This window comes from Bacillus sp. MYb209 (assembly GCF_002975175.1).
Taxonomy (GTDB): Bacteria; Bacillota; Bacilli; order Bacillales; family Bacillaceae_G; genus Bacillus_A.
On sequence record NZ_PCNZ01000017.1, the window covers coordinates 93,931 to 108,981 of the forward strand.

The following is a 15,051-nucleotide window of genomic DNA, read 5'->3' on the forward strand; positions in this document are numbered from 1 at the left end:
CAGTCTATTTATTCTGAATTGATGGTTCGGTCTCTTTCATCGTTAATTCTCTCTCTAACACTGGTACTGGATAATCAACACCATCTTGCTTTTTCAGCGTTATAGAATATAGAGTTTGTAATGCTTGATGATCTTTCTCTCTAAATTTCATCTTTCCCTTCGGTGTCTCAAATTCCATTCCTTCCATTTTCTTAATAAGCGTATCTACACCTGTATCACCTTTTGTATTCTTTAAAGCTTCGACAATAGAAATTGCCGCTGACATCCCTCCTGCTGTAAACAAATCTGGAACAGCACCATTAAAACGTTTTTTATGTTCTTCTACTAACCAATCATTCACCTTATTTTTAGGAAGTGTGTGATAATATACAGAAAATCCTTGCATTCCTACTAACGCATCCATCGTTTTTAATGCCGGTATATCAGGTGCACCAGTAGAAATTTTAATACCTTGTGCTTCCACATTCATATCTTTCAACTGTTTCCACGGTGAATTCGCACCTGCCCAAACGATAAATAAATAATCTGGTTTTGAGCTAATAATATTTTGAATATTTGCAGTGAAATCAGTTGAATTCGTATCAGCGTATTGCTCGTTTACAATATTCGCACCTAATTTCTTCGCTCCCGCTTTAAATGCAGCAATTCCTTCACGACCGAATGCATTATCTGGAGCAAACGTCGCAATCTTTACATCCTTTTTAGCAATCGAGGCAGCCCCTGCAATCGCATCTTGTGAAGAGCTTCTCCCTGTTCTAAAAATATATTTATTCCAGTTCTTCCCGGTAATACTATCAGCAACTGCTGGTTCTACAACCATAATCTTTTTATACTCTTCAGCTAGTGGTAAAACTGCTAATGTATCACTTGAACTAGATGATCCGACTAAAAAATCAACTTTCTCTTCTTCTAATAATTTCGTAGCCTTCTTAACCGCTACATCTGCTTTCGTTTCCGTATCTTCTACAACAAACTTAATCCTCTTTCCTTCCACTTTTCCTGTTCCACCTGTTGCATAGTCTAATCCTAATTCAAATCCATTTACCGTTTGTTTTCCATACGATTCTAGCGGGCCTGTTAGTGAAGCAAGAACCCCTACCTTAATTGTTTTTTCATCTTCTGTACTTGTCTTCTTTCCTGAACAAGCTGCTGTTACTAATAACGACCCTAAAACACAACCAGTAACCACCGTTTTTAGCCATTTACGTTTTTTCATCGACATTGTGATCCTCCCCATACTTTTCTTTCTGATAGAATCAAATACGCCAAATTCCCCTGTCCGTAATCATGACTTCAAAATTGGTAATGGAAAACTCTTGTAGTAACCTCTACATTCGGCACAAATCTATAATCACCTTCCTATTAAATGGAAACGGACATACAATCAATATATATTCCGTTGTTCAAATGAAATTACTGTTTCATTACAGTAATCATCACGCAAAAAGCTGCAAATAATTAACTTAATTCATTAAGTCAATTATTTGCAGCTTACATAAAAAACATGAATAGAAAAACTGATTAATTATTTTCGACCTTCTCTAACCCTTCAACCAATTGTTTCTTATCTAGCCCTTCCCCTATTATCACCAAGTTTGTCGGGAAACCGAAATCTTGTTCTAATAAAGTTGGTACTCCAAATGAATATTGGAATAAGTGAGGGTATTTATCTCCATGGAATTTCACAAAACCTTTCACACGATAAATACTATCTGGTAAATTCGAGAGCCATTCATATAATTTGTCTTGATCAATCGATTTCGTAAATTGATACGTCATTGTTTGTATATGTAAATGCTGTTTAACATGTAATGTTTCATGCTCTTTATTACTTCCAAATTCAGCTTCTTCTATATCATTTAAAGATATATTGCAATATTTTGTTTCATACAATTTCGCATGATTATTTATTGCTTTTACGTCTTCAAATACTTTGTTCTTATCTTCATCTGTTAATAAATCAGATTTATTAATGAGAATATGACTTCCATATTTCATTTGTTCATGTAATAGCTGTTGTACATTTGCACTTAATACACTTCGGTTTAACCATCTCACTGCATCTAATACGACTACTATAGATTTCACTTCAAGGAAAGGTGCTAAAATTGGTGATACACATGCATCTAACACTTCAATTGGATGTGCGACACCTGTTGTTTCTATATAAATTACATCTGGTCTTTCTTGTTGATATAAAGAGTGTAATTGTATTTCAAGCTCTTCTTTTAACGTACAACAAATACATCCTTTCAGAAGTTCCCTTAACACATTCTCTTTTCCAATAATATCTGTATCTACCGAGTATTCACCGATTTCATTCATTAACACAGCAACTTTTCGATTTTTCTTCTTTTCTGCTAATAATAAATTTTGCAGCAATGTTGATTTTCCGCTACCTAAAAAACCACCTAATATATGAATTTCTACTTTGCTCATTCGACCGACCATCCATTTCTCTACTTCAAATTTCATCAAAGCGTAATTATTACGATTTATACTTATCATTTTATTAAAAGAATACCTATTTGTAAACAAAACTGCTAGATTATCGTTTCATTTTCATTCACTTCATGAGCAACTCTAATTCCAGACTCGATTGCTCCCTGCATCCATCCATGTGTTAATGTCGTATGTTCTCCTGCAAAGTGCACTCTGCCCGCTGGCGGCGTAATATATGGAAACAATTCAAGCTCTTGCCCTGGTTCAAAAGCTGTAAATGCTCCGCAAGAATACGGATTTTGACTCCAACTAAAAGAAGCGCCTGTAACAAACTCACTATAAACCACGTTACCATATATTTGTGCTAAATTTTTTAATGCGTAACGAATACGATCTCTATGCGAGAGACTATCCCACGTTAACGCTTCATCTGCCCACGTATAACTTGCTATAACGATAGCTGCCCCTGGTGACTGAATGCCATAGCTTGGATAATATGTAAAACGTATCGGTAAATCTGTAATAGATTTACCACCACACTGCCCCGCTCTTTTCCAAAATCTACTTTTGAACTCTATCGCAATTTTAGTCGATGCAATATAATTTAATTCACGAATTGCCCGTCTTTTATAATAAGAGAATAAATGATACGGCTGGACTTCTACAAATCGCAAAGCTGAAAATGGAATTGTGATAATAGCAATATCACCCGTTACTATAAATTGCTCTAACGTTTTTTCATGATTCACTTGCATCATTACCTGGTTATCTTCTTGAATTATTTTCTCTACTTTATATGACATGAAAATATTATCCTTTAGCTGCGGTAAAAATGAATTTGGTAATGCGTCCATCCCGCCTGTTATCTCATAATATTTCGTCGTTGAAGTGAAAAAGATCATTTCTCGTAATACTTCAATTAAAGACATTCCCATGTATGCTTCCATATCAAGAAGTACTCCGATCATATCTATTGCTCCATCTGAATAGTACTCAATTAAAAATGAACCGAGCGAATATGTTTTATACTTTTTTTCAACAATAATCCAGTTTTTATTAGGATCTTTCTTAATATAATTAAGTATCGGTTCTAATACCTCTAACATTAATTCTTCTGCCGTTTTCCCTCTTTCTTTATCTAAAACTGGATATCCAAGTACACTTGGATCCTTTTCAAACACATCCAATCTCGTTCTTTTGTTATTCGTATAAATTATATCTGAAGAATTTTTATTAATAAAAAGGTTTAACGGTAGTTTAAATTTACGAATGTAGGCTAAAGTTAAATCGTGAGTATCCGGAATACGCATAGGACCTGCGTTAAAATATAATCCTGCGCTAAATGGTTCACGAATCGTATACACCCTGCCACCTATTCTGTTATTTGCTTCTATAATCGTTACCTCGTGCCCAGCCTCTTTTAATAAAGATGCTGCAACTAATCCAGATATCCCTGCACCAGCAACTGTAATTCGTTTGGGGTTATTCGTTTTGGCAAGCCCTTCATGAATAATTTGAAGCATTTTTTCCATCGATAATGGATTCCCCATGCCAATTCCCCTTTTACGAAGGATTTTACTGAATTATATTCGTTTAACAGAATTCCTATGTTTCATTCAAGTAATTGAGCGGATACATTTTCAATTACTTGAATATCTTTTATAAAATGTAATAAAATAGATATGAAACTATAGAAGTAAGACGTATTATCTTACATAATAAAATTAATGAAATAGCGAGGAATTTTGACATGAAAAAAGGTATTAACCGTGTTGTATTAGTAGGAACAGGAGCAGTTGGATGTAGTTATGCTTACTGTATGATTAACCAAGCTGTAGCTGAAGAATTTGTTTTAGTTGATGTAAATGAAGCAAAAGCTGAAGGAGAAGCAATGGACTTAAGCCATGCTGTTCCTTTCGCACCAGCTCCAACAAAGGTTTGGAAAGGTAGTTATGAAGATTGTAAAGACGCAGATCTTGTTGTAATTACAGCTGGATTGCCACAAAAGCCAGGTGAAACACGCTTAGATTTAGTTGAGAAAAACGCTAAAATTTTCAAGCAAATTGTTCGTAGCATTATGGATAGCGGCTTTGACGGTATCTTCTTAATCGCAACAAACCCTGTAGATATTTTAACTTACGTAACTTGGAAAGAATCTGGATTACCGAAAGAACGCGTAATCGGTTCTGGTACAACTCTTGATTCTGCTCGTTTCCGCTATATGTTAGGTGAATACTTCGATATTGGACCTCATAACATTCATGCTTATATTATCGGAGAGCACGGTGATACAGAACTTCCAGTTTGGAGTCACGTATCAGTTGGTATTCAAAAGCTAGAAACACTTCTTGGAAAAGACAACACATACAACCAAAAAGATTTAGATGAGATTTTCATAAACGTTCGCGATGCAGCTTACCACATTATTGAACGAAAAGGTGCTACATACTACGGCATTGGTATGTCACTGCTGCGTGTAACGAAAGCAATCTTAAACAATGAAAACAGTGTATTAACTGTATCAGCATATCTTGAAGGTCAATACGGCCAACAAGACGTTTATATTGGCGTACCTGCTGTCTTAAACCGCGGCGGCGTTCGTGAAATTTTAGAAGTTGAATTAAGTGAAGAAGAAGAATTAAAATTCGATCACTCTGTTCAAGTATTGAAAGGAACAATGGCTCCTGTACTTTAATCGTATATTTTAATCAAAAAAGCAATCCAATTTATGTTGGATTGCTTTTTTATATATTTTGTTCCCCCTCAATATAAACTGTAATATTATCCATAATAGAAAGGAGTGATTTCATGTATGATTCTTGGACGATTGTACTCCTCTTATTAGCTGTAACAGCCTTAATACTTTTCCTCTTCTTAATCATCAGAACGCTTTTTCCAACAAAAAAATATGATAAGAATCTCGGATTGATTCTAATTATTTTAAGCTTGTTAGCAATACCGATAAGTATCTTCCTTATAGGCGGATGGGCAGGTATGGGAGTTGGTGTAATCGCATTGTTTATTTTTGCTGCTGTTATTATAGCTTTAATTGCAAATACCTTCATTAAACTACCTCCTCCAAAGAAAAAATAATAAATGACCGATGTTTTCATCAAGAGAAAACATCGGTCATTTTCTATCATTTATTATCTTTAATCGGTTCATCATTATTTACATCAAGTACATCTAATAAAAAGATAAAAATTGGAATCCCGATAATAAGCCCCCATATTCCGAGGAAATGCTCTGAAAAGATAAGAATCATAAATGTATAAAAAACAGGTAAATTCGTTTTTGCAGACATAAATTTTGGATTTAAAAAATAACTTTCAAGAGCATGGATTATTGTAATGAATACTAGTATGTATACAACATACATAACCCCGCCGACGTTATAGGCAATTATACAAAGTGGAAACAAGGAAATAATAACACCAGCAACTGGAATCAAACCGAGTAGAAAGACCATGACAGCCAATACAAGAAGCTGTGGAAATTCTAAAATGACAAGTGCAATTACAGTGAGCACACAATTTACAACCGCAATTAAAAACTGTGCTTCAATCACTTTTCCGAACGATCTTGCAAACCTTTCACCGAAATATGCAATCTCCTCATAAAAAATTTTCAGCTTACTATCTCTAAATTTCGAAGTAAATGCTATAATGCGTTCTTTTTCTAATAAGAAAAATAAGCTTAAAATAAGAGAAAGTAGTATTTGTAAACTGACTTTTCCTATGTTTGCTATCGATTGATAAATGACATCTACACCTTGTTCGATATATTTCGATACTTCCATTCCATTAATTGTCGAAAGTGCATATTTAATTATCTCGTTATCAGGTGGGTTTTGAAAAAACAATTTAAACTGATAAATCAATTGTGAAATTTGTATCGTTAGTACAGGCAAATATTTATATAGTGTAGTTACAATAAACGTCACTAATACAATATATAAACCAGCAATAACCGCTTTCCTATTTACTTTCAATTTTTTTGAAATAAACTTTTGAAATCGATCCATCAAAAACGTGAGAATAAACGTAATTAATATTAAATTAATCATACTTTTTAATCCATACAATACAAGCACTAATATTATTAAAACGAGAAACCGTTGAAACCCTCTACTTCGAAAGAAATTTTTCACTTCATTCATTAAAAATTAACCTCCCCCTTCAATGGATGGAAATTGGATATATTACATTTTATGAACTTCTATAGACAATCTTTCTTACTAATTAGGAAGAATCCTTTTTTTCTTTTTTAATGTCTGATTTTTCATCTAATACTTTTCTAAAAACTATTTTTCAACTCTATATTTTAGGAGAACGTCTATTTTTAGACTGTTGCTCCTTAGTAAATTTTTCATATTGAAAAAAGAGAGTTATCTATTACTTAACTCTCTCTAGAAAAATGCTAAATGAAAAGCTTAATTATTTCAATCTAATCATTTCTTTTTTGCATTTGCTTCGCTAACAATTCCTTCACTTGGTTATACGTTAACCCTGAATTTTTGTTTAAACGTTTTACTTCCTCGACTTCAGTACCTACCACTGTATATTTTTTCTCATCACTCATATTTCCACTTCCTTTTTAACCAGATCACTTCTTATATTTCTTCCCTAAACTCTTATAAAATAACACAAATAAGCTGTACTAAATTAAATAGACTAAACAGAGGGTATTATGTTCAATAGCTAAAGGGGGTTTAGTTGCATAGGAGGAATAGATAAAAAAATGTCGAATTTATTTATTTGTTGAAATTGAGGACTTGGAGGATACATTTTGAAGAAATATGAGTTTAAAAATAACATTCCAACATTGGAAGAGTACAAGTATTTATGCGAGTCTGTTGGATGGACTAATTATATGAATTTTGAAGTGGTGGAAACATCACTGAAGAATTCTATCCACTGCATCACAGTCAAGGATAATGAACAAATTGTGGGCATGGGGAGAATTGTTGGTGATGGGGCTATCTATTTCTATATTCAAGATATAGTGGTTCATCCAGATTATCAGAAAAATGGTATTGGGAAAGAAATAATGCATATTTTGGTTGAATACTTAAATCAGAATGCCCCCGATAAGGCGTTTGTCGGTTTGTTTGCATCACAAGGTAAAGAATCGTTCTATGAAAAATATGATTTTAAAGATTACTCACCAAACATGACGGGGATGTTTACTGTCCTTTCAAAAAAATAAAGTGAAACTTTAATCAGTGGGGGTTTTGTTCATCCCCCACTGATTATTAGCCTTCACCAATCGGGCGTGAATATTAAATAAAAAAGGACAATACATATTATATTTGACTAATATGTATTGTCCTTTAATTTATCTAACTTTTTTAAATTTTGGTTTTGAATTGTATTTCTTAATAAAATTTCACTACATCTTCAGTAGGTAAGAATGTTCTTTCCCCTGGTTGTTCATTTGGCTCACCAAACGGCATTTGTCCTACTAAGCTCCACTCTGCTGGAATGTTCCAAGTCTCTTTTACTTCAGCATCTACGATTGGATTGTAATGTTGTAATGACGCTCCAATTCCTTCAGCCGATAATAGCATCCATACAGTATGTTGTAACATTGCATTTCCTTGATGAGACCAAAATGGGAACTGATCTTTATACAATGGTGCATTTTCTTGCATTTTTTCTACTGTTGCTTGATCTTCAAAGAATAGTACTGTTCCTACACCTGCATAGAAGCCTTTTAGTCTTTCTACAGTCGCTTCAAAGTTTTCTGCTGGCACGCGAGCTCTTAATGTTTCTTTTACGATACCCCAAAACTTTTCATGCTCTCCATCCATTAATACGACCATACGGCCACTTTGCATATTGAAAGATGTTGGTGCATGTAAAGCTGTTTTTAAAACTTCTTCAATTCTTTCTTTTGTTATTGTAGCGTTTTTTGTTACTTTACGAATTGAACGACGGTTCACGATTGCTTCTTTTAAATTTGTTGTAGTTGCTGACATTTTAATTCCTCCAAATATATGTTTTATTATTTTTATTTAAACAAATCAACTTGATTCTTTCATGCAAGACGAATTAGCAATATCCATCCGTCTTACATTGCATACCTTCAAATGAATTTGTTTTATCCTTTTCGATTTCTTTATCAATTACTCTTTCTAACGTTTCTTTACTAGCAAGTCCTTGAATGACTTCATCTCCAATCATGACAGTTGGTACAGCCATAATATTCGCTTCATCATATGCATGCTGAATTGCTTCTTGATGTTTTTCTTTATATTTACGAGTTACTAAAGCATCTTTAAATTCAGCTTCAGGAAGCCCTACTTCTACCGCTAATTTCGTTAATACATCAATATCTTCAATGTTTTGCTCTTCTTGGAAAAACGCAGTAAATACTCGGTGATGATACTCATTGCCAAGTCCACGCTCTTTCGCAAATTGGCACCCTTCAAAAGCTAAATGTGTATATGGATGCGGAGAAACACGTGGCAGACGCATTTCAACCCCTAATTTTTTTGCAGTAGGAAGAATGAAAGAATCCCATGAACCTAACTTATCTGGCTCGTTCCAAGGATCTATTTTAGAATATGGACTTGGACGCAATTCAAACGGCATCCATTCGATTTCCACATCTTTCTCTTTCGCTACTTCATCTAATGGACCTTTTGCTAAAAAGCAAAACGGACATATAAAATCTGAGTATACTTTCATTTTCACAGCCATATTATTTGCACCTTACCTTCTTTTTATTTTCAGATGTAACCAGAACAGTTACAATTTTAAGGAAAAAATATGCATTCTCTTTTAGAGACTTGCGATTATCATATTATGCATTCATTTTTTGTTGTAAAGATTCAAATAACTGCCCCATCGTAATATTTCTCAAAACTTCTTCCATCGCGGATTGTGCTTGAATTAAAATAACTTCTAACACCGCTTGAATATTCGCTCCAATTGGGCAATCTGGATTCGGTTGCTCGTGAAAATGAAATAGTTTGTCTTCTTCTACTACATTCACTGCATGGTACACATCTAACAATGTGATTTCATGTAAATCCTTTAATAATCCCGCGCCACCTGGTCCGCGATTTACGTAAACAAATCCAGATTGTTTCAAGTAAGACATTATTTTACGAATGACTACCGGATTTGTATTTACACTTTCGGCCATATAGTCCGAAGTGCAAACTGAAGATGGATTGTTTTTTAAAATAGATAAAATATGAACAGCTATAGAAAAGCGGCTACTAATTTTCATCGTAATCACCACCTGATGTAATCATTATAGTTACAACCAAAAAATAAGTCAATCCTTTTTATAGATTTTTTATAAGCAAATTAAAAAAGTGTCCCATTATGATATATGAGACACCTCTTTTTATTCTGCAAATAACTCTTGGAATTCTTCAATAAATAGCTGTACAGCGAGTGAAGAATCCTTTAATGAAGGAACAGCTAAAGCAATTTCTCTCCATACTTGTGGTTCCAATTCTCTCGTTTGTATATTCTTTGGTAAACTCGTTAAAGATAACTCAGCCAAAATTGCGATTCCCAATCCTTCTTGAATCATATTTAAAGCTGTTGTAACTGTCGAAATTACATATTCAGCCCGAAGTGGTACGTTCGCTTGTTTAAACATATCAATAATGGGAGGTTCATATCCACCCTTACATAATATGATTGGTTCATTCTCTAAATCACTTATTGTAATAGATTTCTTCTTACACAAAGGATGATCCTCTCTTAAGACGACAACCATTTTCCCCTTCGTTAAGGGCACAATCTCCATATCTTTATTAGGCAAAATAACAATTCCGATATCAATTACTCGTGATAATAGCCAATCTTCTACTTCTTTAAGTGTACCTTCGCAAAGAACTAATTCTAAATTCGGATACTTTTCACGAAAGATATTAATCATTTTAGGTAAGAAATATGCTGAAGCACTCGGAAAACTCCCGATTCGAATCGTTCCAACTTCATGCCCCTTCTCCATCGCAACTTCTTGCTCAATCTTCTCCACACCGTTCAAAATTTCTCTAATATGTACAAGAATTCGATTTCCCACCTCTGTAACGATTAGCCCTTTTCGTTTATCACGTATAAGAATGGTAACCCCTAATTCTGACTCAATGCTTGAAATTGCATGACTTACAGCTGGTTGCGTCATATTCAACATCCCAGCAGCCTTCGTAAAACTTCCTAATTCAACCGTTTTAATTAAAACTTGAAGTTGTGTAATGGTCATAACTAATTACTTATACTCCCCATAAAAAAGATTCATTTTATTTATTACACTCGATATCATATCATAGGGAAATGAATTACAACAAGGAGGTCTTACAGTGACACAGCTTTCTCGAACTAAGACGGCAATAATCCTTACATTTCTCGTTATTATGTGGGGAATTAATTGGCCGTTATCTAAATTCGCTCTGCATTACACACCACCCGTACTCTTTGCAGGGATTAGAACTTTAATAGGAGGATTTATCTTACTTATTTTCGCATTACCGAAATACAAACAATTAAATTTAAAGGAAACTTGGCATTTATACTTTATTTCATCTTTACTCAATATTATTTTGTTTTACGGACTACAAACTGTCGGACTTCAGTATATGCCCGCCGGACTCTTCTCCGCAATCGTATTTCTCCAACCTGTCTTACTCGGCATTTTCTCATGGATTTGGCTTGAAGAGGCAATGTATGGCTTGAAAATTTTCGGACTTATTCTTGGTTTTATTGGTGTTGGGGTTATTAGCTCTAGTAGTTTAACTGGACATATTTCTATTATCGGTGTACTACTTGCTTTAGGATGCGCTATCGGCTGGGCACTCGGCACAGTATTTATTAAGAAAACTGGACACCGCGTTAATGCCATTTGGATGGTAACACTTCAGCTTATTATTGGCGGATTTTGCTTAATCGGATTTGGTTCAGAATTTGAAAGTTGGTCTAACATCGCTTGGAGTATACCATTTGTAAGTGTACTACTATTCATCTCATTCTTTGTTATTGCAATGGGGTGGCTTGCTTACTTCACACTTGTAGGAGCTGGTGAGGCAAGTAAAGTTGGGGCTTATACATTCCTTATCCCTCTTATCGCTATTATTGTAAGCTCTATTTTCTTACATGAGGCCATTACAATGAGCTTATTTATTGGACTATTATTTATTGTCGTAAGCATTTGTTTTGTAAATATAAAACCGAAAGCACTTGCTGTAGGACAACAAGCTGAAGTTAAATAAAAAGATATAAGAAAGAGCCTATTGTTGTAGGCTCTTTCTTATATCTTATTTTTTACGACGTACTACAAAAATACATGTCCCCACTGACGATACGATAGCTAAAATTGATAAAATAATTGCTACTGTTTGCATACTGCTCGTACCTTCATTTTTTTCCACACTAGATACTTCACCATGTTCTCCTGTAAGTGACGTACCTTTTGCAATCGTAGTAAGGGAATGTGGTTTCTCAGCTTTCTCATCACCTGTCCATTCAACAATTTCTCCGTCTTTATATTGTTGATATGCATCCCAAGCTATTTTTTGCTCTTTATCTGGATTTTTGGCAACGAAAGTAAATCGCTGAAACTGACCAGGTAAAATCCCTTCTCCTGTTGCTTCCCATATTACAGTTTTAACTTTTCCAGCTGCATCTTTTTGTTCTTCCACTTTCCATCCTGGCACTGGCTCATACTGTTGAAACTCGACTCCAGATGGTATTTTCAGTGTAACTTTTGTTGTAGCAATATCCTTTTCAACTGGTACCTTTATCGTATAAGTCTCCCAAGAGTTAACGTCAGAAGTTGCTGGTTTCACAGTTACGTGAGCACTAACAGGTAACGAAAAAATCCCCATTGCAATTATTGTTGCTATCATTGTTGTTCCTAATTTTTTTATACGTTTCATTTTCTTATAACTCCTTTTCCTCTGTAACTTCTCTTTATCCCGCATTAACGGGCAGTAAGACTCCCACCTCAAAATTCGGCTGGAGTAAAGAAGTTAGGTGGGAGATCAACTGCCCGTAAAAGCCCGATTGGTTCAACTAATAATCAGTGGGGATGAACAAAACCCCCACTGATTAAAGTTTCACTTTATCTGCCACCTACAATAAATTTATAATCTATATCGAAACTATCAAGCGATTTTGTTAACCCATGAACATGTATATTCCAGTTTCCTGTCATGTTAATATACATTCCTTCCGCTTCATATTCTCCCGGTGACACTGCCGAAACTTTAAATGAACCTTTGCCCATATTCATATCTAAAGATTGAGTCGTCAATACAATTTGTTCCATATCAGTAACAGGCTGTCCATTCTCATCCTTCAAAGTAATATGAAATGTATTCTGTCCTACCTTATTAGGACTTACATGTAAAGTAAGTTCATATCCATTATCTAATTGTTTACTCTCTGTAAAAGGTCCCGCAGGAGGCATCGGCGGCGTTTGTACATTTGTCATAAAAGCTACGATTACAAAAACGATAATTCCAATGATAAACTCTACTTTCACCGTAGCTCCTAACCTTTGCTGCGCTCGCATTCTCGCTTTCACATAATGAATAATTCCCAATATCCCCATACACACGAATAAAAGTATCTTTGCTAATAAGGCCAATCCATACTTCGTATCAAATAGGGAATGGATCGTGGGAATAAAAAATGTGCTGTTAAAAAGACCCGTTAATAAAATCACTATGACGGCACCTGTTGCCCATGGCGAAAAACGCTTGATCGCATCCCAATACATAGTCCACTTGTCATCCTCTTTACGTAAAAGAAGAACAATCGATGATAGCCCCCCAATCCATAACGAAGCTGCGAATAAATGTAGAAAGTCCATAACGACAGCAATTCCTTTAAACTTTAAACCATATGCGTGACTATTTAAGGCTTTCATTGCAAGTAAGCCAATAAACAATACAATCGGAATGCTCCATACTTTAAAACATGAAAGCTTTTCACGCTTCACCGCAAAATATGTAACAATTATAAGCATACTAATAAGAGCCATTTGAGCCATCCATACATAACCAAAAACAGATAGCTGTAATGTTTCTTTTAATAATAAAGGATCGAATGCTTCTAACCATGAAACATCAGCATTCATTTTCGCTTGCAATGGTAGATTGAATAGTAAACTAATGAATATCCCAAATAATGAGATCCATATTATTTTCTTACTCCTCGACCGAACTTGACTTGCACTTCCTTTATATAGGATAAGATTAAATAATAGAACACCGATAAATAAAGAAAAACCTGTATATAAAATTCCACGTTCCATAATCATATCGATTTGCGGAACATAGCCCATCTCTTCTACTTGTATATCGTCTGTTCCCGCTTCTGCTAATCCAATACGGAATGGAATAACTCCTTGAATTGGATGCCCATCAGCTGAAATAGCTTTCCACTGAATAGAGTAGAGACCATTTCTGAGATTCTCTTTTAACCCAGCTTCTAATAATTTTTTGTTTTTCTTATCAATATGAGCATCTTTTAAATCTACTCTTTTACCTGAGGTATCTCTTACGAACAATGTATTAAAACGCGAAACTTGTATGTCCTCATCGAATTCAATTTTCACAACAGATGGCGCTTTTTTCAACGTTTCGTTTTCATTAGGGTTTGATTTCACAACATACGCATGAGCAGATGCACTTTTTGGTATCAATATGATAAACACGCACGCTATTAATAGCCATGCCCCTAACCTTCTCATTACTTTCACACTCATTTCACTTCTTTCTTTTTCGTCACTACACTTTCATTACTTTTTACTTCCCAAGTTTTATTTCTTGATAAAATATTAACCTGATTAAGTATAAGGATCTATACCGTATTACTCTCTGTTTATCGCTCACCTCTAAACTTTCAATATATTAGTAACTACCATCATAGATGCAACTTACATTTTTAAAGTTGATTATTATTATAATAAAATATATTTATGTAAGTTTCTAAAGAAGAAAAGTTATCGTGAATCATTTGTGAAGGAAATGTGAAATGAATAAATTAAAAAAGGTGTTACGTTATTACGTAACACCTCTTCTCAAGTATAAACTTCCTTTATTTCTCTTCTGGATAATCACAATACTCAATAATTGTACCCTCTGTATCCGCCGGATTAAGGTAAATTAATCTTCTACCGTGTTTATTAATTCGAAGTGTATGCTCTAACGTTCGAATGCCTTGTTCTTTCAATTCTTCTAAAGCTACATCTAAATCATCTACACGATACGCAACGTGATGAACGCCTTTACCTTTTTGCTTTATAAATCGCGCTATTGGAGAAGTTGTATTATTCGTCGGTGCAAGTAATTCAATTCTATCACCATCTACTTCAAGAATGGCTACTTCACTTTCAACACCGGGTGCTTCACTTACGTATCGATCTATTAAAGTTCCTAACAAAACTTTTTCATAAAAACGTATCGTACTATCTATATCACGAACTGCAATGCCGATATGATCAATTGTTTTTTTCATGTACTTTTCCCCTACTACTTTATTTTTTCTATCCTTATCAATAGTAACAAAAAAAGTTATAGAATCAAATAAAATGTACCCTATAGAATAGACACTTAAAAAAAGTCTATTCTATAGGGTATTT

At 34.4% G+C, this 15,051-nt stretch carries 16 protein-coding genes; 4 read left to right on the forward strand and 12 right to left on the reverse strand.

What is annotated here, in order from left to right:
• Positions 1-4: 4 nt before the first annotated feature.
• The 3 genes from CQZ94_RS21255 to CQZ94_RS21265 form a co-directional block, all read right to left on the reverse strand.
• On the reverse strand, positions 5-1,222 hold the full coding sequence (locus CQZ94_RS21255; RefSeq protein ID WP_105586955.1) for a substrate-binding domain-containing protein: 1,218 nt from the start codon (positions 1,220-1,222) through the stop codon (positions 5-7).
• 299 nt (positions 1,223-1,521) lie between these two features.
• Positions 1,522-2,439, reverse strand: a complete 918-nt coding sequence (locus CQZ94_RS21260; protein WP_181149530.1) for a CobW family GTP-binding protein — start codon at positions 2,437-2,439, stop codon at positions 1,522-1,524.
• Positions 2,440-2,543: 104 nt separating this feature from the next.
• Complete coding sequence (locus tag CQZ94_RS21265) at positions 2,544-3,992, reverse strand: flavin monoamine oxidase family protein (protein WP_105586957.1); 1,449 nt, start codon at positions 3,990-3,992, stop codon at positions 2,544-2,546.
• Between the two features lie 200 nt (positions 3,993-4,192).
• On the opposite strand from CQZ94_RS21265, the gene CQZ94_RS21270 reads away from it, so the two are divergent.
• The gene (locus CQZ94_RS21270; RefSeq protein ID WP_105586958.1) at positions 4,193-5,137 is read left to right on the forward strand and encodes an L-lactate dehydrogenase; all 945 of its coding nucleotides are present in this window, start codon (positions 4,193-4,195) and stop codon (positions 5,135-5,137) included.
• Positions 5,138-5,250: 113 nt separating this feature from the next.
• The gene (locus CQZ94_RS21275; protein ID WP_105586959.1) at positions 5,251-5,535 is read left to right on the forward strand and encodes a YesK family protein; all 285 of its coding nucleotides are present in this window, start codon (positions 5,251-5,253) and stop codon (positions 5,533-5,535) included.
• Between the two features lie 46 nt (positions 5,536-5,581).
• Here the strand turns inward: CQZ94_RS21275 and CQZ94_RS21280 are convergent, their stop codons facing one another.
• Both CQZ94_RS21280 and CQZ94_RS31835 read right to left on the reverse strand, forming a co-directional pair.
• Positions 5,582-6,601 (reverse strand): AI-2E family transporter, encoded by a 1,020-nt coding sequence (locus CQZ94_RS21280; RefSeq protein ID WP_105586960.1) that lies wholly within the window; start codon positions 6,599-6,601, stop codon positions 5,582-5,584.
• Positions 6,602-6,888: 287 nt separating this feature from the next.
• Positions 6,889-7,023 carry a hypothetical protein gene (locus CQZ94_RS31835; protein WP_105586961.1) on the reverse strand — a complete coding sequence of 45 codons (135 nt, stop codon included), beginning with the start codon at positions 7,021-7,023 and terminating at the stop codon, positions 6,889-6,891.
• 207 nt (positions 7,024-7,230) lie between these two features.
• Here CQZ94_RS31835 and CQZ94_RS21290 point away from each other — a divergent pair, with 207 nt between their 5' ends.
• Positions 7,231-7,650, forward strand: coding sequence for a GNAT family N-acetyltransferase (locus CQZ94_RS21290; protein WP_105586962.1), 420 nt, complete (start codon positions 7,231-7,233; stop codon positions 7,648-7,650).
• Between the two features lie 169 nt (positions 7,651-7,819).
• Here the strand turns inward: CQZ94_RS21290 and CQZ94_RS21295 are convergent, their stop codons facing one another.
• From CQZ94_RS21295 to CQZ94_RS21310, 4 genes are all read right to left on the reverse strand, one after another.
• On the reverse strand, positions 7,820-8,422 hold the full coding sequence (locus CQZ94_RS21295; RefSeq protein WP_105586963.1) for a nitroreductase family protein: 603 nt from the start codon (positions 8,420-8,422) through the stop codon (positions 7,820-7,822).
• Between the two features lie 73 nt (positions 8,423-8,495).
• A complete protein-coding gene (locus tag CQZ94_RS21300) occupies positions 8,496-9,146 on the reverse strand; it encodes a DsbA family oxidoreductase (RefSeq protein ID WP_105586964.1) in 651 nt (216 codons plus the stop codon).
• Positions 9,147-9,249: 103 nt separating this feature from the next.
• Entirely contained in the window at positions 9,250-9,681 is a 432-nt protein-coding gene (locus tag CQZ94_RS21305) for an Rrf2 family transcriptional regulator (protein ID WP_002148752.1), read from the reverse strand.
• 120 nt (positions 9,682-9,801) lie between these two features.
• Positions 9,802-10,671 (reverse strand): LysR family transcriptional regulator, encoded by an 870-nt coding sequence (locus CQZ94_RS21310; RefSeq protein ID WP_002148756.1) that lies wholly within the window; start codon positions 10,669-10,671, stop codon positions 9,802-9,804.
• A gap of 97 nt (positions 10,672-10,768) precedes the next feature.
• Here CQZ94_RS21310 and CQZ94_RS21315 point away from each other — a divergent pair, with 97 nt between their 5' ends.
• Positions 10,769-11,674 carry a DMT family transporter gene (locus tag CQZ94_RS21315; protein WP_105586965.1) on the forward strand — a complete coding sequence of 302 codons (906 nt, stop codon included), beginning with the start codon at positions 10,769-10,771 and terminating at the stop codon, positions 11,672-11,674.
• Between the two features lie 45 nt (positions 11,675-11,719).
• Here CQZ94_RS21315 and CQZ94_RS21320 read toward each other — a convergent pair whose 3' ends face one another.
• From CQZ94_RS21320 to CQZ94_RS21330, 3 genes are all read right to left on the reverse strand, one after another.
• Positions 11,720-12,340, reverse strand: coding sequence for a YcnI family copper-binding membrane protein (locus tag CQZ94_RS21320; protein WP_105586966.1), 621 nt, complete (start codon positions 12,338-12,340; stop codon positions 11,720-11,722).
• 185 nt (positions 12,341-12,525) lie between these two features.
• Positions 12,526-14,175: a copper resistance CopC/CopD family protein gene (locus CQZ94_RS21325; RefSeq protein ID WP_105586967.1), complete on the reverse strand. Its 1,650-nt coding sequence runs from the start codon at positions 14,173-14,175 to the stop codon at positions 12,526-12,528.
• A gap of 332 nt (positions 14,176-14,507) precedes the next feature.
• Positions 14,508-14,927 carry a VOC family protein gene (locus CQZ94_RS21330; RefSeq protein ID WP_000750833.1) on the reverse strand — a complete coding sequence of 140 codons (420 nt, stop codon included), beginning with the start codon at positions 14,925-14,927 and terminating at the stop codon, positions 14,508-14,510.
• Positions 14,928-15,051 lie beyond the last annotated feature (124 nt).